Below are 20953 nucleotides of genomic sequence, written 5' to 3'. Positions count from 1 at the left end.
CCTATGATCCGCAGACCCGTTATGGGCCGGCCGCATCGTTTGGGAGGCGAGCATCTGCTCGTCTCCCTTCTCGTTTTATACGTGTCCTTCACGACGCTATGGCCGCTCGCGCGGCTCTTTTCCGCCGCCTTCCAACCCGGCGAGGACGGCACGCCGCTCGGGCTGATGCTGACCACGCTCGCCAGTCGCTCGGCACTCAGGGCGCTCTCGGGAACGCTGCAGACCGCGCTTCTGTCCGTTGCCGTGTCGACTGTCATCGGCGTGGCGCTCGCCTTTGCAGTCAGCCTTTTGAAACTCCGCACCCGCGCCGCACTGACCTTTCTCATCCTGATCCCGCTGATCGTGCCGTCGCAAACCATGGCGCTTGCCTGGATTGAACTCTTTGGCGCGCAGTCGCCGATCCTGAAACCGCTCGGCCTTGCGCCACCGCCGGGCTCCACCAACCCGCTTTATTCAACTGGCGGGATCGCGCTTGTGATGGGCATCGAACACATGCCGCTGGTTTTCATTGCTGTCCGGGCGGCGCTGCGGGCACTGCCGGCCGACCTTGTCGAGGCCGCGCGCATCCTCGGTATTTCGCCAGGCAGGATCGGCCTCGGAATCGTCTTACCCATCGTCATGCCTTCGGTGCTGGCTGGAAGCTTGATCGCGTTCACCGCGGCGATTGGCAATTTCGGCGTGCCGGCACTTCTTGGCATTCCGGGCCGCATCTCGGTCCTGACAACGTTGATCTACCAACGGCTGAACGGCTTCGGCCCGGCCGCCGCCGGCCAAGTGGCGACACTGGCGCTGATGCTCGCTGCCATGGCGGCGCTTGCCATCGTCCTGCGCAACATCGTCACGACCCGCATCGCCGTGCCGCTTCCGGCCGGGACACCCTTCGTGCCTACCCGCCGCGCGCCTGTAATCGAGTTCCTGCTGTGGATCGTGGTGCTCATCCTGTCGCTCGTGCCGCTCGCGGCGCTGACCATGACTGCGCTCTTGCCGGCCATCGGGGTGGCCTTCGGACCCGACACGATAAGCCTCGACCAGTTCCGCGCCGTGCTCGACAATCCGACGGTGCGAAGGGCTTTTGCCAATTCGCTGCTGCTCGCCGTGATCACGGCCGCAATTTCGATGCTGGTGGCCGTACCGCTGGCCTTCCTTTCTCAACGCCGCACAAATCCTCTCCTCCGGCTGCTTGATTTCGTCATCGAGGGGCCCTGGGTCGTTCCCGGCACTGTTGTCGCGCTCGGCATGATCCTCGCGTTCCTCAAACCGCTGCCACTGATCGGGCTGTCGCTCTACGGGACCATGGCGATCCTCGTCATCGCCTATCTCTCGCGCTTCCTGCCGCTGGTGCTCCGGCCCGTGGCCGCCGCCGCGCAATCAGCCGACCCCGCACTGGACGAGGCGGCTCGCATTACCGGCGCCGGTCTCAATCGCCGCATCCTGTCCATCTTCTTGCCCGGCGTGCTACCGGCCGCGGCTGCCGGGGCGATTCTGGTCGTGATGACGGCGCTCAACGAGCTGACGCTTTCGACACTGCTCTGGTCGTCGGGAAATGAAACCATAGGTGTGATGATTTTTGCTCTTCAGTATGAAGGAAACTCGACTGGCGCAGCGGCAGTCGCAGTTCTCTCAACCCTCCTCGTGTTGAGCCTTGCCGGGGGAGCGACATTGATTGGCTCAAGCATGCCGAAGGGTACGCTACCTTGGTTGGAGTGATTGAAGTACGGGGGTTTGATGGACAAGAGCCGCCACCGATCCTGTCGATCTACACGCTTTCCGGCAGAACACGCTCGGCATCGCCAACGATTTTGCGTGTTTCTTCGCCTTTCACGCGATTACAGTCCTTAATGCGCGCTCTCCATGTACCGAAGTATCGCAATGCGGCACCAGAAGTGACCCTCCGATGCCCTCTTGATTTCGTAAGTAAATCCATGGCGAATTCTCAGTGACATGCGCCAGAAAGTCGGTCTCGCATCATTTTTACTGGATCTCAGTGAGCTACCCGATACGCCGATCGGATGCCTGAGGGTCAGGCCCGGCACCCACCAGTCCACCTCCCGCCCTCCTCCTCCGTTACATAACCTTCTCAAAACTGTCGCAACACAGTCATGTCGCGGCTGCATAGCCCCTTCGAAAAGGAGCTCAGAATGCAGCCTCAATCGCTTAACATCACCGGCATCGGGAAAGGCTTCGGAGCCGACGACGTCCTGAAGGGCATCGACCTTTCCATTCGTCCTGGCGAGTTTCTATCGCTCGTGGGCATGTCCGGCTGCGGCAAATCCACGTTGCTCCGGATCATCGCAGGCCTTGAGACCGCGGATCGCGGAACGGTGTCGATCGGCAGCCGCGACGTCACCGATGTGGATCCGTCCGACCGCAATCTGGCGATGGTCTTCCAGTCCTACGCGCTCTATCCTCATATGACCGTGCGCGACAATATCGCGACGCCGCTGCGCATGCGCCGCCTTTCGGTCTGGTCGAGGTTGCCGCTGATCGGGCGCATGATCGCGAATGCCGAAACGCTCCGCGAGATCGACGCTTCGGTGAAAGAAGCAGCCGACGTGCTGCAGATCGGCCACCTGCTCGATCGCAGGCCGGCGCAGCTTTCCGGTGGTCAGCGTCAGCGCGTGGCGCTTGCCCGCGCCCTGGTCCGTTCGCCCTCTGCCTTCCTGATGGATGAGCCGCTGTCCAACCTCGACGCAAAATTGCGGGCTCATATGCGGGGCGAACTCACCAACCTGCACAGCCGCCTTGGCGCCACCTTCATCTATGTCACCCATGACCAGATCGAAGCGATGACCATGTCGGACCGCATCGCCCTGATGTCGGAAGGTCGCATCGAGCAGCTCGGCACGCCGGATGAACTTTACCGGCGCCCATCGACCTTGACCGTGGCGCGTTTCATCGGATCGCCATCGATCAATCTCCTGCCCGTCGAGCTGGACGCATCCGGAGAGATCGTTCTGTTTGGACAAAAGCTTGGCATCACCGCACGAAATGCATGGCCGGGACCTGCGACACTCGGCATCCGCGCCGAAGACGTTTTTCCCGCAGCTGATGGCATCGAGGCAAGCCTCGTGCGGACTGAAACGCAGGGTGCCGACCGTTTCGTCACCTTCAATCTCATCTGCGACCCATCCATTTCTATCGTCATGCGGCAGCGGGTCGGTGACGATCTTGGCGCGGATGCGGATGGAAATGTTCGGTTGGCGTTTTCAAAGGAAGGCGTCCATCTTTTCGGGTCCGACGAGAAGCGCCGCGAGATCACCGTTCACGAACAGGTGCCGGCGTGAGTATGGCGGCTTCAACGGTAGAGGCAATTTCAGAGGCCCGGCCACGCAAATCCTTGACAGCACGCCGCATGGCGCGCCGGGGGCTTTTATTCGTGGCTCCGGCCGTGCTGCTGATGCTCGCCATCTACATCATTCCGATGGTCGTTCTCGCCGTCTTCTCGGTCACGGACTATCAGCTCGGCGCCATGTCCACCAGCTTCGTTGGCCTCGACAACTTTCGCAAGGCGTTCAGCGATCCGGTATTCTTGCGGGCATTGTGGAACACGGTGCTTTACGCGGTCATCGTCATTCCGGCGGGTGTCATCCTGGCGCTCGGGGTGGCACTTCTCGTCTATAACCGCAAGCGCAGCCGCGGCTTCTGGGAGATCGCCTATTTCCTGCCGGTGACGGCGACGCTCGTTGCGATGGCAACCGTGTTCCAGTTCCTGCTGCACCCCTCGCTCGGCCCGGTCAATGCCGCGATCAAGTGGTTCGGCTTCGAGCCGGTCGGCTTTCTGTCCAACCCGTCGCTGCTGATCCCGACCATGGCGATCATTGGCATCTGGCAGGTGCTGGGCTTCAACATGGTGCTCTTTCTGGCCGGCCTGACCGCGATCCCGAAGGATCTGCACGAGGCCGTCCGGCTCGACGGCGCGAAGAACCCGATCGACCGCTTCCTGACAGTCACATTGCCGATGCTGGGACCGACGATGATGTTCGTTATCGTCACCACGTCGATCTCCGCATTCAAGGTTTTCGAAACCGTCGCGGTTCTGACCAAGGGTCGCTCGGGCTCGGAAGTGCTTCTGTTCGCGCTTTACCTTGAAGGCTTCGAATATTCCAACACCGGCTATGCGGCCGCCCTCACCCTGATTTTTCTTGCCATCGTGCTGGTGCTCTCGATCGGCCAGACGGTGCATATGGACCGGAAGGTACATTACTGATGGCCGCGCTCCGCAGATATTTGCCGCATGTCGTTCTGGCCGCCGGGGCCTTCGTGATGCTGCTGCCGTTCTACTGGATGTTTCTGACCTCCATCCGTTCGCCGGCCGAGATCTTCAGCGTCTCGCTCTGGCCGATCCCGGAGAAATTTGCAGCCCTCGACAACTATTCGCGGGCCGCCAGTCAGGTTCCGATGCTCCGCTTCATGATGAACGGCGTGATCGTCTGCTTCGGCATCCTGTTCGTGCAGGTGCTAACAGCGGTTCCCGCTGCCTACGCGCTCGCGAAACTCCGCTTTCCCGGACGCAAACTGCTGCTGACGCTCGTCATTGCCGCACTGACCGTGCCGATTCAGGCGCTCGCCCTGCCCCTCTTCGTGGGGCTCGCGAAAGCGCAGCTGCTCAACACCTATTTCGCGATGATGATGCCGTTTCTTCTTTCGGTCTTTGCGATCTTCCTCTTCAACCAGTCGTTCCGCAGCTATCCCGACGAGATCATCGAAGCTGCGCGCATGGACGGATTTTCGGAACTCGAGATCTGCTTCCGGCTGGTGCTGCGCGGCTCTCTGCCTTCGCTTGCGGCCTTCTCGGTGTTCTCGCTGGTCGCCCACTGGAACGACCTCTACTGGCCGATGATCGTTGTCACCGACACCAATCTGGCGCCGCCGCCGCTCGGCATGCTGTTTTTCGCGGACGTGGAATCAGGCGCGAACTACGGCGCGCTGATGGCGGGTGCGACGATTATCACGGCTCCGATGGTTGTCTGCTTCCTTCTTGCCAGAAAACATTTCATCGCCGGCATCACCATGACCGGCGTGAAGTAACTGCTCTCCTCCTCCCTCCCCCAACCGAACTCTTCGGAGACCAAAATGCATATCACCAGACGGACCGCGCTTGGCGGACTGGCTCTCGGCCTCGCGCTGACAGGTTTTTCCACGCAAGCATCTGCAGCGGATGTCACTTTGAACGTGCTCTACAACCTGCCGGGCTTCACGAAATTCCATCAGCCGCTGGCCGATGAGTTCATGAAGAACAATCCAGACGTCAAGATCAACTTCCTGGCGCCAGCGCCCGGCTATAACGATGGCCAGCAGCAGGTTCTGCGCGCAGCCGTCACCGGCAACCTGCCGGACGTCTATTTCTCGGGCTACAATTTGACGGCAGAACTGGTCCACACACTGGCACCGCGCAAGCAGATCACCGATCTCGCACCGTTCATTGAAAAGGACGGCGGCCAGGCCTTCCTAGACAAGAACTATTCGCCGAAGATGTCAGCGCTGGGCATGGTCGACGGCAAGCAGTACGGCCTGCCGGTCAACGCATCCTCGCCGATCATCTATGTCAACGCCGAACTGGTGCGCAAAGCAGGCGGCGATCCGGACAACATGCCGAAGACTTTCGACGGCCTGATCCAGCTTGCCAACAAGATCCACGCGCAGGACGCCAAGGTGTCCGGCATGGGTTACGATATCAACCTGTGGCCGGATGACTGGTTGTGGCAGGCGCTTATCACCAACCAGGGTGGCAAGCTGGTCGATGAGACCACCAAGACTGTCGGCTTCGACAACGAGATCGGCCTCAACGCTCTGAAGCTCGCCCGTCGCTTCGTCACCGAAGGCGGCCAGAACCTTCTCGACTGGGACCAGTCGCGTCAGCAGTTCGGCGCAGGCCTCACCGGCTTCATCTTCTCGACGCCAGCCCATGTGCAGACGATCGAAGCCTTGGTCGGTGACCGCTTCAAGCTGGTGACCTCGACCTTCCCGCTGGATAACCCTGAAAAGGGCGGCGTGCCGACCGGCGGAAACTCGGCCGTGATGCTGACCCAGGACAAGGAAAAGCAGGACGCAGCCTGGAAGTATATGAAGTGGGTGACAGGCCCGGAAGCGCAGAACGTCATCGTTCGCATCACCGGTTACCTGCCGACCAACAAGCTCGCCACCGGTCCGGAATTCCTGGCGCCCTACTATGCCGAGCATCCGAACGTCAAAACCGCTTCGCTCCAGGCTGAGCGCTCGCTGCCGTGGGCCGGTTATCCGGGTGGCGATTCCGTGCGCATCTGGCGCACCCAGCGCGACATCATCGGCACCGTCATGCGCGGCGAAGTCACGCCTGAGGCCGGTCTGAAGCAGATCGTCGAGCAGACCAACGCGTTGATGAAGTAATTACTGACCAATGCCTACGGCCGCGGGGAGCCTCTCCGCGGCCTATTCATTCTTGAGAGAACGACGATGAAAATTCTGCAGATCACCGATACGCACCTGATGCTGTCAGGCCAGTCCGTGAACGGTGTCGACCCCGAGAAACAGCTGCGCGCTGCCGTGGCTGATATTCTCGAGAAGCATGCCAATGCGGACCTGTTGGTGATGACCGGCGACCTTTGCAATCACGGTGATCCCGAAGCCTACGACATCCTCAAGGATATCCTGGCGCCCGTGCCGTTCGAAGTGCGCCTGATGCTCGGCAATCATGACGACCGGCCGAATTTTAGGGCGGCCTTCCCTGCCCATCCCCTCGATGCAAACGGATATGTCCAGTCCTTCCTCGATACGGAGTTCGGAAGGCTTGTCTTTCTCGACAGCCATGAGGCGGGTGTCATCGGCGGTATCTTTGGCGAAGAACGGATGGCGTTTCTGGACGAGGCGCTTGAAGGTGCCGGCCAGCACCCGGTGACAGTCTTTATCCATCACCCGCCGATCGACTGCGGCATTGCCCATTTCGACCACATCGGCATGCATGACGACGGGCGGATCATGCGCCGGCTTGCCAGCCACAAAGCGGGCATCCGCCATATCGTGTTCGGCCATATCCACGTTCCGATGTCGGGAACGAGCGCCGAGGGCATCGCCTACAGCTCCGGTCAGGCCTGCGCCCATCGGTTCGTCACCGACCTTGCCAATCCGAAGCCGTTCTGGACGGGAGGCAATCCCTGCTACCGGATCATCAAGCTCGATGGACATGGCCTGCGCGCCTACGCCGTGGAAGTGGGCGAGACGATCACCGGCCAGGCGCCGATCTGCGAAGGCCCTTGATTTCGGACGGTCGAGGCGAAGTCGTGCGCCTCGACCAAAGCCTGCGTCTTGCAGAGCCTGAAAGCAGGCGATGCGTCTTTTCCACCACAGACATCAGCCGTCGATCAGACTGCAACCGAAATACCCCCGGCGAGGCTCTTTTATCGGCCTTGGATGAACTTGACGTCTATCAGGTTTTCGCGGATGGAGGTCGTCCACATGCGCGGATGAGGACGACGCGCTCTACGGGAGGAAAACACGTGTTTCATGCGTTGAACAGACGGACGTTCGCTTGCGCCTTTGCGGCTGCCACCCTTGCAGCAACCTGGGCAACCGGTGCCTTGGCACAGGCAACCGAGGTCAAGATCGCCTACGCGCTGGCGCGCGATTCCCATTACGGTGCCGCCGCCGATGGCTGGGACAAATACGTTACCGAAACCAGCCAGGGCAAATTCAAGTTCACGCATTTCCCATCCTCCGCACAGGGCGGCGAGCGTGAGGTCATCGAAGGCCTGCAGCTTGGAACCGGCGTCCAGGCCGTCGTGGTCTCCTCCGGGGCACTCTCCAACTTCGTGCCCGAGATCGGCGTCACCGATATCCCATTCCTGTTCCGCGACCTGACGCATGCGCGCGCCGTGCTGGACGGGCCGATCGGTGAAGGCATCCTTGAAAAATTCCGCGATCGCGAGCTGATCGCCCTTGCCTGGGGCGAGCAGGGCTTTCGCCACATCACCAACAACCGCCGGCCGATCGAAAAGCCGGAGGATCTGGCCGGGCTGAAGATCCGCACCATGGAAAATCCGGTCCATATCGCGGCCTTCAAGACGGCTGGTGCCGCACCGACGCCAATGTCCTGGCCGGAAGTCATTCCAGCCCTGCAGCAGGGCGCGATCGACGGACAGGAAAACCCGCTTTCGGTTATCGTTTCCGCCAAGCTCTGGGAAGTTCAGAAGTATTTGACGGTGTCCGGACACGTCTATTCGCCGGCAATGCTGATCGTGGCGCCGTCCTTCTGGGAAAGCCTTTCCGAGGACGAACAGAAGATCTTCGCGGACGGTGCGCTGAAGGGCAAAGAAGCCATGCGCGCCTTTGTCGACGCCTCCGAAAAGAACGGCGTGGAAAAGGCGAAGGCTTCAGGCATGCAGGTCAACGTGCTCAGTGACGAGCAGAAGGCCGCGTTCCAGAAGTCGATCCAGTCCGCTTACGACGGATATTACAAGACCTACACCAAGGAACTTGTCGACCAGATCATCGCGACGAAATAAGCACGACCAGACTGTGATGGGCGTCCGCTTCAGGTGGACGCCCATCCACGGCTCGATCCGAGGGGGGCGGCGCTTCGAGCGCCGGGGTGCAATGCAGAAATTCGAACGTATCTTCGTGGATCTCAATCGCTGGCTGCTGATCGCCATACTCTCGGCGATGGCAATCCTGGTTTTTCTCAATGTCTGCCTGCGGTTTCTTACCAATCAGTCGATCACCTGGTCTGACGAAGTGGCCCGCCACCTGATGATCTGGCTGACATTCATCGGCGCCGGCATTACGCTCAGGCACGGTTCGTTGACGGCGATCGACAACGTCCAGATCGCGGTCGGAGATCGCAAGGCACGCATCCTGCGCATTATCTCGGCGCTGATCATGTTTGCATTCTTTGCGGTGATGATCTGGGCGGGCAAAACCTATGTCGGCCGCACCATGCTGCAGACGACGCCGTCCACGCAGATCCCCTTCGGCTATATCTATCTCGCGATCCCGATCGGCTTCGCCCTTTTGACAATCCATCTTCTCCTGGTTCTGCGGACCTATGTGGTCGGCGGCATGAGCGCGCTGCAGGGCGAAGACGACCTCCCGCCGGTTGCTGCCTGACCATGATGATTTCCATTCTCTTCGTTTCGTTTTTCATCCTGATGGCCGTCGGCGTGCCGATTGCTTTCACGCTGGCGATCTCGACCTGGCTCGCCGTCATTCTTGGCAGCCGCTATCCCCAGATCGTCGTCATCAAGGAAATGTTCTCCGGCGTCGACAGCTTCCCTCTGCTCGCCGTGCCGTTCTTCATCCTCGCGGCTGAGCTGATGACGGGCGGCGCCCTCACCCATCACCTTCTGCGCCTTGCGGCGCAATTCGTCGGCCGTGCCCGCGGCGGGCTCGGTTATGCCAGCATCATCTCGACAACGCTGTTTGCCGGCATTTCCGGCTCGGCACTTGCAGCAGCGGCCGGACCGGGCGCGATGACGATCCGGATGATGGAGAAAAGCGGTTACGAGAAGCGCTATGCGTCCGCGCTGGCCGCGGCTGTGGCGATCGTCGATCCGATCATCCCGCCGTCGATCACCATGATCATCTATGCCCTGCAGGACAATCGCGTTTCTGTCGGCGGCCTGTTCGTTGCGGGCGTCATTCCCGGTCTCCTGATCTCCGCCGCGATGTGCCTCGTGAATTTCTACATTTCCCGCAAGCGCAACTACCGCTCGATGGATCTGCGGCCGACGCTTGCCGAGATGGTGAGGACGACGGTCTACGCGATGCCGGCGGTTGCCCTGATCGTCATCGTCGTCGGCGGCATCCGGGCCGGGTATTTCACCCCGACCGAAGCATCTGTCATCGCGGTGTTCTACTCGCTGTTCTGTGGCATGTTCATCTACCGCTCTCTGCACGTACGGGATTTGCCTGATATCATCTTCCGTTCGGCGATGATCACCGTCGGCATTCTGCTCATCCTTGCTGCCGCGCGCGCCTTTGCCTGGGTGCTGATCATTGAAGGCGTGCCGCAATATATGGCGGACCTGATCATATCGTGGAACCTCAGCCCGATCATGTTCCTTCTCGCCGTCAACGTGCTGTTGCTGCTGTTCGGCACATTCATGGATCCCCTTCCCGGCGTCATGATCCTGGTGCCGATCCTGGCGCCGATCGCCTTCAGCCTGGGGATCGATCCGATCCATTTCGCGATGATCGTCATTCTCAACCTGACGATCGGGCTGATTACTCCACCCGTCGGCCAGCTTCTCTATGTCGTGTCGGCCGCGGTCAGGATCAGGGTCAGCGAGATCTCGCGGGAAATGACACCGTTCCTCATCGCCTATGTCGTGATCCTGCTTGTGATCACCTTCATTCCGGCGCTGTCGACCTGGCTGCCCCGTCTCACCGGTTTTTGATCAAGTAACCCCGAGATAGCTGCGGCGATGCTCGGTAACCCAGGCCGGATATCGCCGCCAAAAGCACAGTTGTTTTCCGAAAAACACGGATAAATGTGGAACGAAGGTTCGCCGCTTGCCGAGATCGCAGCTTGCCGCCATATAGACGCCTATGACAGTCGATTCGAAGATATTTGTGGGCCTGAAGTCCATCCGCAAAAAGCCTGCGCCGCAGAGCGACACATCCGGGCCGAGATGCCAGTGGGATGGCTGCGAGAAGAAGGGTTCTCACCGCGCGCCGGTCGGCCAGGGCGGCGAAGGCCTGTATCTTCTATTCTGTCTCGAGCACATCAAGGACTACAACAAGGGCTACAACTTTTCCCCGGCCCAGTCGGATCCTGTGGTCGCCCGCTACCAGAAGGAAGCGGTCGCTGGCCAGCGCTCGACATTGGGCACCGGCGTCAAGCAGCCGACCGAGATCCCGATGCCGCTGACGACCCGCTCCGGATCGGCAAAGGCGCTCAACGCGCGAAAGAGCGCGGAGCAGCGCAAGGCGCAAAAGGCGGAACAGCAGGCAAGAAAGCTCAAGGTTCTCGAAGCAAAGGCGTTCGAGACACTCGGACTTCCGCAAGACGCAACGCCCGCGCAGATCAGGCTCCGCTACAAAGAGCGCCTCAAGATGCACCATCCCGATGCAAACCAGGGCAGCCGGACATCGGAAGACGAGCTTCGCGCATCGATCGAGGCGCACAAGATCCTTAAGCTGAACGGCTTCTGCTGAGACTTCGTGCATCGCTATAGTTGCGGGTCTTGCAGTTAAGACTCGGACGCGTCCGAATGGCGGCAGGTTGTGCGATAGCTTTGTTCTATTGCGTAACCGTTCTGCACTATTGACCAAAAATCATGAGATGAGACACTTTCCTGCATCGTGAAGCTGGGTTCGCCCACCTTGCACGTGTTTTGACCCCGTTGGCTGTCGTGGAGGGCGGCTTGCGGGATCAGCGGGGAGGCCGCTCATATGAACATGCATATTTCCGCCGGTGAGTTCACCGCGCGGTCGCTGAGCATTATCGCAAGCCTGATGCATCTCGAAGGGCCGATGCTGCCCATCCTGCATGCCATTCAGGCGGAGTTCGGTTACGTGCCGGATGAGGTCAAGCAGGTGATCGCGACCGAACTCAACCTGTCTCGCGCCGAGGTGCACGGCGTCGTCACCTTCTATCACGAATTCCGCGATCATCCGGCGGGCCGTCATGTGCTGAAGCTCTGTCGGGCCGAGGCCTGCCAGTCGATGGGCAGCGACCATATCGCGGATCGCGCCCGGCAGGTTCTCGGGATCGACTTTCACGAGACGACGCTCGATGGCGCGGTGACGCTGGAGCCGGTCTACTGTCTCGGTCTCTGCGCCTGCGCACCGGCCGCAATGATGGACGGCGAACTCTATGGTCGGGTCGACGAGCAGTGTCTCGGCGACATGGTACGGGAGGCAAGGCGATGACGGTTACGATCTTCGTTCCGCGCGATGCCGCAGCTCTGGCGCTTGGCGCAGACAGGGTGGCAAAGGCCATCGCGCAGGAAATCGACAGCCGCGGGCTGGATGCAAGACTGGTGCGCAACGGCTCGCGCGGCATGGTCTGGCTGGAGCCGCTGGTCGAAGTGGAGACGGAACGCGGGCGCATCGCCTACGGGCCCGTCAAGGCCGGCGACGTGGCCGGGTTGTTCGATGCCGGGCTGCTGCATGGCGGAGGTCACGACCTCTGTCTCGGGCTGACGGAGGAAATTCCTTTCCTTCGTCAGCAGACCCGGCTGACCTTTGCCCGCTGCGGCATCACCGATCCCCTGTCGCTCGAGGATTACCAGCGGCACAACGGACTTGTGGGTCTTCGGAACGCCATCGCGATGTCGCAGGCGGAGATCGTCGCAAAGGTTACCGACAGCGGTCTTCGCGGCCGCGGCGGTGCCGGTTTTCCGACCGGCATCAAGTGGAAGACGGTGATGGACGCGCCGGGCGACCAGAAATACATCGTCTGCAATGCCGACGAGGGCGACAGCGGCACGTTTGCCGACCGAATGATCATGGAGGGCGACCCCTTCGTTTTGATCGAGGGGATGGCGATCTCAGGCATCGCGACCGGCGCCACGAAGGGTTACGTCTATACCCGCTCGGAATATCCGCATGCCATTGCCACGATGAGTGAGGCGGTCGAGATCGCCCGCGCGGCTGGCATCCTCGGGCCTTCGGTGATGGGCTCGGCGCATGCCTTCGAGATCGAGATCCGCTCAGGCGCCGGCGCCTATGTCTGCGGCGAGGAAACGTCGCTTTTGAACTCGCTGGAAGGAAAGCGCGGCACCGTCCGGGCTAAACCGCCGCTGCCGGCTTTGCAGGGCTTTCTCGGGCGGCCGACCGTGGTCAACAACGTCATCTCGCTTGCCTCGGTGCCTGTTATCATGGAGCGAGGCGCCGAATTTTACAGGGACTTCGGCATGGGCCGCTCACGCGGCACGATCCCGATCCAGATCGCCGGCAACGTCAAGCATGGCGGCCTGTTCGAGACGGCTTTCGGGCTGACCCTCGGCCAGATCATCGATGATATCGGTGGCGGCACGGCGACCGGGCGGCCGGTCAAGGCGGTGCAGGTGGGCGGCCCGCTCGGCGCTTACTTCCCACGCGAGCTGTTCGATACGCCCTTCGACTACGAGGCATTTGCCGAAAGAGGCGGGCTGATCGGCCATGCCGGCATCAGCGTTTTCGATGACAGTGCCGACATGCTGAAACAGGCCCGTTTCGCGATGGAGTTCTGCGCCATCGAAAGCTGCGGCAAGTGCACCCCCTGCCGGATCGGCTCCACCCGCGGCGTCGAGACGGTCGACAAGATCCGCGCCGGCATCGAGCCTGACAAGAACAAGGTGCTGCTGGAGGATCTCTGCAACACGATGAAGTTCGGCTCGCTCTGCGCGCTCGGCGGCTTCACGCCCTATCCTGTGATGAGCGCGATGAACCATTTTCCTGAGGACTTTGCGCCGGCACCGATGGTGGAGGCCGCGGAATGATGAGGAGTGCTCTGCATAGCAGACGAAAAGCCAACGATTTGGCTTTTCGAATGACGAATGCCCGCAGCTATAGCGAAGGGCGGGCAGCAAGACCCCTCCCGCTCGCTGTGCTCGCCGCCCTCCCCACAGGTGGGAGGGCTCAGATCGCTGCACTCGCTCGTTTCCGATTGGGTGAAGTCGGTGCGGCATCTGTTCGCCCCCCTTTTGGGGGAGATGGCCGGCAGGCCAGAGCGGGTCTTTCTCCCCGCCGCCCAATCCGCACCAACATGTTCAAACAGGAGACGCATCATGTCCCTCGTTCATGAAATCGACTACGGCACACCCGTTTCGAAATCCACCGAGACGGTGACGCTGACCATCGATGGTCGCCAGATCACCGTTCCCGCAGGCACCTCGATCATGCGGGCCTCGATGGAGGCCGGTATTCAGGTGCCGAAGCTCTGCGCCACCGACATGGTGGATGCGTTCGGGTCCTGCCGGCTCTGTCTCATCGAGGTCGAGGGCCGCAACGGAACTCCGGCCTCCTGCACCACGCCGGTCGCGCCCGGGATCGTCGTCCACACGCAGACGGAGCGGCTGAAACAGATCCGCAAGGGCGTGATGGAGCTCTATATCTCCGACCACCCGCTCGATTGCCTCACCTGCGCCGCCAATGGCGACTGCGAGCTGCAAGACATGGCGGGTGCCGTCGGGCTTCGCGACGTTCGCTATGGCTACGAGGGCGAAAACCACGTCAGGGCCCGCAGCGACGGCGCGATCAATTCAAAGTGGATGCCGAAGGACGAGTCGAACCCTTACTTCACCTATGACCCTTCCAAATGCATCGTCTGCTCGCGCTGCGTGCGCGCCTGCGAGGAAGTGCAGGGCACGTTCGCGCTGACGATCGAAGGCCGCGGTTTCGAAAGCCGCGTATCCCCCGGTGCGCACGAACATTTCCTCGATTCCGAATGCGTCTCCTGCGGTGCCTGCGTGCAGGCCTGTCCGACCGCGACGCTGACCGAGAAATCGGTAATCGCCATCGGCCAGCCCGAGCATTCGACGGTGACGACCTGCGCCTATTGCGGTGTTGGCTGTTCGTTCAAGGCGGAGATGCGCGGCGAGGAACTGGTGCGGATGGTGCCGTGGAAGGACGGGCAGGCCAATCGAGGCCATTCCTGCGTCAAGGGGCGGTTTGCCTATGGGTATGCAAGCCACAAGGACCGCATTCTCAATCCGATGATCCGCGAGAAGATCTCCGATCCTTGGCGGGAAGTGACGTGGGAAGAAGCGTTCGGCCATGTCGCCTCAGAGTTCCGGCGCATTCAGTACCAGTATGGGCGCGAGTCGATCGGCGGCATCACATCGTCGCGCTGCACCAACGAAGAGACATTTCTCGTCCAGAAGCTTATCCGCGCCGGTTTTGGCAACAACAATGTCGATACCTGCGCCCGCGTCTGCCATTCGCCGACCGGCTACGGTCTCGGCCAGGCCTTCGGCACCTCCGCCGGCACCCAGAATTTCGATAGCGTCGAGCACACTGACGTGGTGATCATCATCGGTGCCAACCCGACCGACGGACATCCGGTGTTTGGTTCGCGGCTGAAGAAGCGTTTGCGGCAGGGTGCAAAACTCATCGTCATCGATCCGCGCCGCACCGATATCGTTCGCTCCGCCCATGTCGAAGCGGCGTTCCACCTCCCCCTGAAGCCAGGCACCAATGTGGCTGTCATGACGGCGCTGGCCCATGTCATCGTAACCGAGGGACTGTTTGCCGAAGCCTTTATCCGCGAGCGTTGCGACTGGTCGGAATTCGAGGATTGGGCGGCCTTCGTTTCGGAGGACGCGCATAGCCCGGAGGCGACGGAAGCCTATACCGGCGTGCCGGCCGATCTGCTGCGTGGCGCGGCAAGACTATTTGCGACTGGCGGCAATGGTTCGATCTATTACGGTCTCGGCGTTACCGAGCACAGCCAGGGTTCGACGACGGTGATGGCGATCGCCAACCTTGCCATGGTCACCGGCAATCTCGGCCGGCCCGGCGTCGGCGTCAATCCGCTGCGAGGACAGAACAACGTCCAGGGCGCCTGCGACATGGGCTCCTTCCCGCACGAACTGCCGGGCTATCGCCACATCTCCGACGATGCCACCCGCGAGACATTCGAGAAACTGTGGGGCGTGACGCTCAACAACGAGCCGGGCCTGCGCATACCGAACATGCTGGATGCCGCAGTCGAAGGCACGTTCAGGGGCATCTACATCCAGGGCGAGGATATCCTGCAGTCCGACCCGGATACCAAGCATGTGTCCGCCGGTCTGGAAGCGATGGAATGCGTCGTCGTGCACGACCTCTTCCTCAACGAAACCGCCAACTACGCGCATGTCTTTCTGCCGGGCTCGACCTTCCTCGAGAAGGACGGCACGTTCACCAATGCGGAGCGTCGTATCAACCGGGTTCGCAAGGTGATGAGCCCAAAGAACGGCCTTGCAGACTGGGAAGTGACGCAGAAACTGGCGCAGGCGATGGGACTGCCGTGGAACTACACCCATCCGTCGCAGGTGATGGACGAGATCGCCGCGACGACGCCGAGCTTTGCCAAGGTCTCCTACGATTATCTCGAGGAGATGGGCTCGGTGCAGTGGCCCTGCAACGAAGCGCATCCGCTCGGTTCGCCGATTATGCATGTCGATGGCTTCGTGCGCGGCAAGGGCAAGTTCATCCGCACAGAATATGTCGCGACAGACGAACGCACCGGGCCGCGTTTCCCGCTTCTGCTCACCACCGGCCGCATCTTGTCGCAGTACAATGTCGGCGCGCAGACGCGTCGGACGGAAAACGTCGTCTGGCATGCGGAGGACCGTCTCGAGATCCACCCGCACGATGCCGAGCAGCGCGGGATCAAGGACGGCGACTGGATCAAGCTTGCCAGCCGAGCCGGCGATACGACGCTGCGGACTCTGATCACCGACCGCGTGGCGCCGGGTGTCGTCTACACCACGTTCCACCATCCCGATACGCAGGCGAACGTGATCACGACCGACTATTCCGACTGGGCCACCAACTGCCCGGAATACAAGGTCACGGCGGTGCAGGTTTCGCCGTCGAATGGCCCGACGGAGTGGCAGCAGGACTACGGCAACCTGTCGCGCAGATCGCGACGCATCGCAGGTCGAATGGAGGCTGCGGAGTAATCGGAATTATCAATTGCAAATAGGCGATCGGTGAGGCCGCAGGGCTCTTGCAAACAGGTCAAGAACCAGATTAAGGGGGAGTGCCAATTTGTCGCAGAGTCCTATGACGTCACTGTTCGTCGCCAGTGCAGTTCTTGAAACTAGCCGTCGTAACGGAAACAGAGCAACTCGCTCAAACTCGGTACCAGCCAATCACACGATAGGTTTCAGCTATCAATGCGGCCGCGCTCCAACTGCGCGGATCTCTGGACCGTATCCGGCTGCTGCAATGACGGGCCGCCTGATCGCCATCGGAGCTTTTTCCGATGGTGCATGATCAGTTGGACGACACAGTGCCACATGAAACCCACGGCCACGAAAAGCTGGTCCGGATGGCAAACCAGATCGCCACGTTTTTCTTATCCCAGCCGGAGAACGTGCGAACCAATGGCGTTGCGACACATATCAACAAATTCTGGGAGCCGCGCATGCGCCGGCACCTTTTCGAGCATCTCGATACAGGCGGCGCAGGACTGCTGCCGCTTGTCATCGAGGCTTCGACACTGATCCGCCGACCGGCAGAACCGAGCGGGACGGGTATGGGAACCAAAGAGGGAACGACCGGGGGTGTTTCCGGACGTTAGGGAACGGGGCCAGATGAAACCGCTTTCCGGGAGATCACACCGGAAAGCAAAGCGTGAGCTCGCCTTCAGCTGGAGGGCAGTGGCGGGATCACGTTGAAAGCCATTACTCAGAGAGGGATTTTCTTTTATGGCAGTTGCAGGAACAGCAGGAGGCGGCGTCGTTGACGCGGGCCTCCTGGATAAGGAACGTATTATCGCAAAACCGGGCTTCAACCGTTGGCTTGTGCCGCCGGCAGCCCTCGCTATTCACCTTTGCATCGGCATGGCCTACGGCTTCAGCGTATTCTGGCTGCCGCTTTCGCGCGCCATTCCAGGTGCGGCCGACCCGTCATGCACAGGCATGGGCCTGCTGACGGCACTGTTTACGACGAGCTGCAACTGGCGCGTTGCCGATCTTGGCTGGATCTACACGCTGTTCTTCGTGTTGCTCGGCTGCTCCGCCGCCATCTGGGGCGGCTGGCTTGAAAAGGTCGGTCCACGCAAGGCTGGTTTCGTCTCCGCCTGCTGCTGGTGCGGTGGCATTCTCGTCGCAGCCATGGGCGTCATGACCCACCAGCTGTGGATGATGTGGGTCGGCGCCGGCGTGATCGGCGGCATCGGTCTCGGTCTCGGCTACATCTCGCCGGTATCGACACTGATCAAGTGGTTCCCGGACCGTCGCGGCATGGCGACCGGCATGGCCATCATGGGCTTCGGCGGCGGCGCAATGATCGGCGCTCCGCTCGCAAACCTTCTGATGAACTTCTTCAAGACAGACGTTTCGGTCGGCGTGTGGCAGACTTTCATCGCCATGGCGGCGATCTATTTCTGCTTCATGATGGGCGGCGCCTTTGGCTACCGCATCCCGCCGGCAGGATGGCGTCCTGAAGGCTGGACACCGCCGGCTTCGAAGTCGACGATGATCACGACGAAGCACGTTCACCTGCGTGACGCACACAAGACAAAGCAGTTCTGGCTGATCTGGGCCGTGCTTTGCCTCAACGTCTCCGCCGGTATCGGCGTTATCGGCATGGCATCGCCGATGCTGCAGGAAATCTTCGCCGGTTCGCTGATCGGTCTGCCGGACGTCGCGTTCGCGCAGCTCGATGCTGGACAGAAGGCACAGATCGCAGCAATCGCTGCAGGCTTTACCGGCCTTCTGTCGCTCTTCAACATCGGCGGACGCTTTGTCTGGGCCTCGCTTTCGGACAAGCTCGGCCGCAAGAACACCTACTATACGTTCTTCATCCTCGGCATCATCCTCTATGCAACCGCACCGACACTTGCCAACCTCGGCAACAAGGGTCTGTTCGTTCTGGCATTCGGCATCATCCTGTCCATGTATGGCGGCGGCTTCGCAACCATCCCGGCCTATCTTGCCGATATCTTCGGAACCCAGTTCGTCGGCGCGATCCATGGTCGTCTTCTGACTGCCTGGGCGACTGCCGGCATCGTCGGTCCGGTCGTGGTGAACTACATCCGTGAAGCGCAGATTGCTGCCGGAGTTGCGCCGGGACCGGCTCTCTACACCGGAACGATGTATATCCTTGCAGGCATGCTCGTTCTTGGCCTTATCGCCAACTCGCTCGTGCGGCCGCTTGCCGACAAGTGGTTCATGTCGGACGACGAGGTTGCCTCGCTGCAGGCAAAGACTGCGGCTGCAAATGCCGGCCCGACCGGCTCGTTCGGCATCGGCAAGGGCGGCTTCTCCGCTCAGGCCGCTCTCGCCTGGGCCGTCGTCGGCATCCCCATGATCTGGGGCATCTGGGTCACGCTGAAAAGCAGCCTGGTTCTGTTCGGCTAACACAAATGGCATGAGGGGCCGGCCCACCCGGCCGGCCCCTCATCACCAAAGCCTCCCGCGACCCCTAGAGCCGTGGCACACCTTCCGGCCTGATCTGCTTCTTCAGGGCCGCGATACGGAAGATCGCATTCGCAGCGCCATAACCGCGATAATCGCGCCGCTGGACGATCTCGAAGAAGAAGCCTTCCCCAAACGTGCCGCTATAGAGCTGGAAGTATTCGCCGTTCTCGTCGCGGTCGTAGAGAATGTTCTCCGCCTTTAGCCTCTCCGTCAGGTCCGGATCGAGACCGAAGCGGGTTTCCACGTCGCCATAATAGTTTGGCGAGATCGGCAAGGGCCGGAAGCCGTTCGCCTTCAGGGCCGCGGCCGTCGCGAAGATATCCGCAGTTTCGAATGCCAGATGCTGGATGCCGGACCCGAATGTCTCCGCAATAAAATGCCCAGCAAGCGTTCGCCGGTTTTCCGCACCATTGAGGGTAATGCGAAGGTAGCCTTGCGGCGCTTCGACAACCTGGCTGCGCACCACGCCCGATGGGTCGATGATATCGACCATCGGCGTCTTCTGCATCTCGAAGATCGAGGTGTAGAAAAGCACCCAGGTGAGCATCTCCTCATACGCTACCGTCTGGGCGATATGATCGACGCTCAGGAGGTGGGCATCCTGCTTCTTATGCTCATCATCGACTGGGGCGAAATCGATATCCCAGATGCGGGAAAGATCCGTCTTGTCATCGAGCAGGTAGATCAGACCTCCGCCGACACCGCGGATAGAGGGGATCGTCACCTCGCCCGTCTCGACGGGTTGATTGAACACTTCGGCGCCCAATGCCACCGCACGATCCATCGCATCGCGCGCGTCGTCCACCTTCAAAGCCATTGCATAGGCCGAGGTGCCATGCACGGCGTAGGATGCACTCGCAAAGCCCATCTCGTCCGTATTCAGAAGCAGTTTGATATTGCCCTGCGAAAACACGCTGACTTTCTTGCTGCGGTGTTGTGCGGCCTTGGAAAAACCGAGCGTGCGCAGGATGCCCGCCAGTTGTCCGGCGTCCGCTTCGCTTGCCGAAAACTCGACGAAGCCGACCCCTTGTACGGCGCTGCGGTCCGGCATGACCGGGAGCGTCAGGCCCGAAGCATTCGGATTGCGCCGCACCCGATCTCCGAGTGTGATCAGTGAGCGGTGACCGTCTGCAGCAATCGCTTTAGCCGAGCCGCCGCGAAACTGGTCATTGAAGATCTCAAGCGAGAAATAGCCGTCATAGCCGGTTTCGGCGACGGCGCTGGTAAACGCTTCGACCGGCAGATCCCCCTCGCCCGGCATGTTGCGGAAGTGACGGCTCCAGTAAAGCAGATCCATGTCGATCAACGGCGCATCGGCCAGTTGGACGATAAAGATCTTTTCTTTCGGGATCGAGCGAATGGAATTGATGTCGATCTGTCGCGACAGCGTATGGAAGCTGTCGAGAATGATGCCGATATTCGGGTGGTTGGTGCGCCGGACAACTTCCCAGGCATCGCGATGATCGGAAATGTGTTTGCCCCAGGCGAGCGCCTCGTACCCGACTTTCAGGCCACGCTTGGCAGCGCGTTCCCCGAGTTCGTGAAAATCCGCCACCGCCCGGTCGATACCGCCGAGCGCCAGAGGCGAGACGTTCGAGCAGACGAGAACCAGATCGGTGCCCAACTCCTGCATGATATCGAACTTGCGCTCCGCCCGGTCGAACAGGCGCGAGCGGTGCGGTTCAGGCATGCCCTCGAAATCGCGGAACGGCTGGAAAAGAGTAATCTCCAGACCATGATCGCGCACCATGCGCCCGACATCGGCAGGCGTACCGTCGAAGGCCAGGAAGTCGTTTTCGAAGATTTCGACACCGCTGAACCCCGCCTGCGCAATGGCTGCAAGCTTTTCCGGAAGTTCACCGCTGATCGATACGGTCGCTATGGACGTCTTCATGACTTGCCCTCGTTTGCTTCAGCCTCGT

The 20953-nt window shown here is 60.9% G+C and carries 16 protein-coding genes; 15 read left to right on the top strand and 1 reads right to left on the bottom strand.

The genetic code is table 11. From position 1 onward, the window contains the following. Nucleotides 1-3 precede the first annotated feature (3 nt). The 15 genes from G6K99_RS19420 to G6K99_RS19350 all read left to right on the top strand — a co-directional run bounded on the left by G6K99_RS19420 (nucleotide 4) and on the right by G6K99_RS19350 (nucleotide 18971). A complete protein-coding gene (locus tag G6K99_RS19420) occupies nucleotides 4-1707 on the top strand; it encodes an iron ABC transporter permease (protein ID WP_174197534.1) in 1704 nt (567 codons plus the stop codon). A 431-nt stretch (nucleotides 1708-2138) separates the two neighbouring features. Then, entirely contained in the window at nucleotides 2139-3284 is a 1146-nt protein-coding gene (locus G6K99_RS19415; RefSeq protein ID WP_174197533.1) for an ABC transporter ATP-binding protein, read from the top strand. A 2-nt stretch (nucleotides 3285-3286) separates the two neighbouring features. Beyond that, nucleotides 3287-4207, top strand: coding sequence for a carbohydrate ABC transporter permease (locus G6K99_RS19410; protein ID WP_174197532.1), 921 nt, complete (start codon nucleotides 3287-3289; stop codon nucleotides 4205-4207). After that, nucleotides 4207-5028: a carbohydrate ABC transporter permease gene (locus G6K99_RS19405; protein WP_113110022.1), complete on the top strand. Its 822-nt coding sequence runs from the start codon at nucleotides 4207-4209 to the stop codon at nucleotides 5026-5028. The genes G6K99_RS19410 and G6K99_RS19405 overlap by 1 nt, the downstream gene beginning before the upstream one ends. Before the next feature lie 45 nt (nucleotides 5029-5073). Further along, on the top strand, nucleotides 5074-6366 hold the full coding sequence (locus G6K99_RS19400; protein WP_174197531.1) for an ABC transporter substrate-binding protein: 1293 nt from the start codon (nucleotides 5074-5076) through the stop codon (nucleotides 6364-6366). Between the two features lie 66 nt (nucleotides 6367-6432). Then, nucleotides 6433-7233, top strand: coding sequence for a phosphodiesterase (locus G6K99_RS19395; RefSeq protein WP_174197530.1), 801 nt, complete (start codon nucleotides 6433-6435; stop codon nucleotides 7231-7233). Between the two features lie 239 nt (nucleotides 7234-7472). After that, entirely contained in the window at nucleotides 7473-8477 is a 1005-nt protein-coding gene (locus G6K99_RS19390; protein ID WP_371816249.1) for a TRAP transporter substrate-binding protein, read from the top strand. Between the two features lie 91 nt (nucleotides 8478-8568). Beyond that, entirely contained in the window at nucleotides 8569-9078 is a 510-nt protein-coding gene (locus G6K99_RS19385) for a TRAP transporter small permease (protein WP_174197529.1), read from the top strand. Between the two features lie 2 nt (nucleotides 9079-9080). Beyond that, a complete protein-coding gene (locus G6K99_RS19380) occupies nucleotides 9081-10367 on the top strand; it encodes a TRAP transporter large permease (RefSeq protein ID WP_244631537.1) in 1287 nt (428 codons plus the stop codon). A gap of 151 nt (nucleotides 10368-10518) precedes the next feature. Then, nucleotides 10519-11127: a J domain-containing protein gene (locus G6K99_RS19375; RefSeq protein ID WP_062459068.1), complete on the top strand. Its 609-nt coding sequence runs from the start codon at nucleotides 10519-10521 to the stop codon at nucleotides 11125-11127. 237 nt (nucleotides 11128-11364) lie between these two features. Then, entirely contained in the window at nucleotides 11365-11844 is a 480-nt protein-coding gene (locus G6K99_RS19370; RefSeq protein WP_174197528.1) for a formate dehydrogenase subunit gamma, read from the top strand. Further along, nucleotides 11841-13397, top strand: a complete 1557-nt coding sequence (locus G6K99_RS19365) for an NADH-quinone oxidoreductase subunit NuoF (protein ID WP_174197527.1) — start codon at nucleotides 11841-11843, stop codon at nucleotides 13395-13397. The genes G6K99_RS19370 and G6K99_RS19365 overlap by 4 nt, the downstream gene beginning before the upstream one ends. A gap of 288 nt (nucleotides 13398-13685) precedes the next feature. Further along, a complete protein-coding gene (gene fdhF / locus G6K99_RS19360; protein WP_174197526.1) occupies nucleotides 13686-16565 on the top strand; it encodes a formate dehydrogenase subunit alpha in 2880 nt (959 codons plus the stop codon). Nucleotides 16566-16870: 305 nt separating this feature from the next. Beyond that, a complete protein-coding gene (locus tag G6K99_RS19355; protein ID WP_174197525.1) occupies nucleotides 16871-17188 on the top strand; it encodes a formate dehydrogenase subunit delta in 318 nt (105 codons plus the stop codon). Nucleotides 17189-17315: 127 nt separating this feature from the next. Further along, nucleotides 17316-18971, top strand: a complete 1656-nt coding sequence (locus G6K99_RS19350) for an OFA family MFS transporter (RefSeq protein WP_174197524.1) — start codon at nucleotides 17316-17318, stop codon at nucleotides 18969-18971. 64 nt (nucleotides 18972-19035) lie between these two features. Here G6K99_RS19350 and G6K99_RS19345 read toward each other — a convergent pair whose 3' ends face one another. Beyond that, the gene (locus tag G6K99_RS19345) at nucleotides 19036-20925 is read right to left on the bottom strand and encodes a bifunctional sugar phosphate isomerase/epimerase/4-hydroxyphenylpyruvate dioxygenase family protein (RefSeq protein WP_174197523.1); all 1890 of its coding nucleotides are present in this window, start codon (nucleotides 20923-20925) and stop codon (nucleotides 19036-19038) included. Between the last annotated feature and the right edge of the window lie 28 nt (nucleotides 20926-20953).

The sequence above is a fragment of the Neorhizobium sp. AL 9.2.2 genome (genome assembly GCF_013317225.1).
Classification (GTDB): domain Bacteria; phylum Pseudomonadota; class Alphaproteobacteria; order Rhizobiales; family Rhizobiaceae; genus Neorhizobium; species Neorhizobium soli.
Note: the sequence above shows the minus strand (reverse complement) of the source record. Positions and strands in the feature narration are given on the sequence as shown.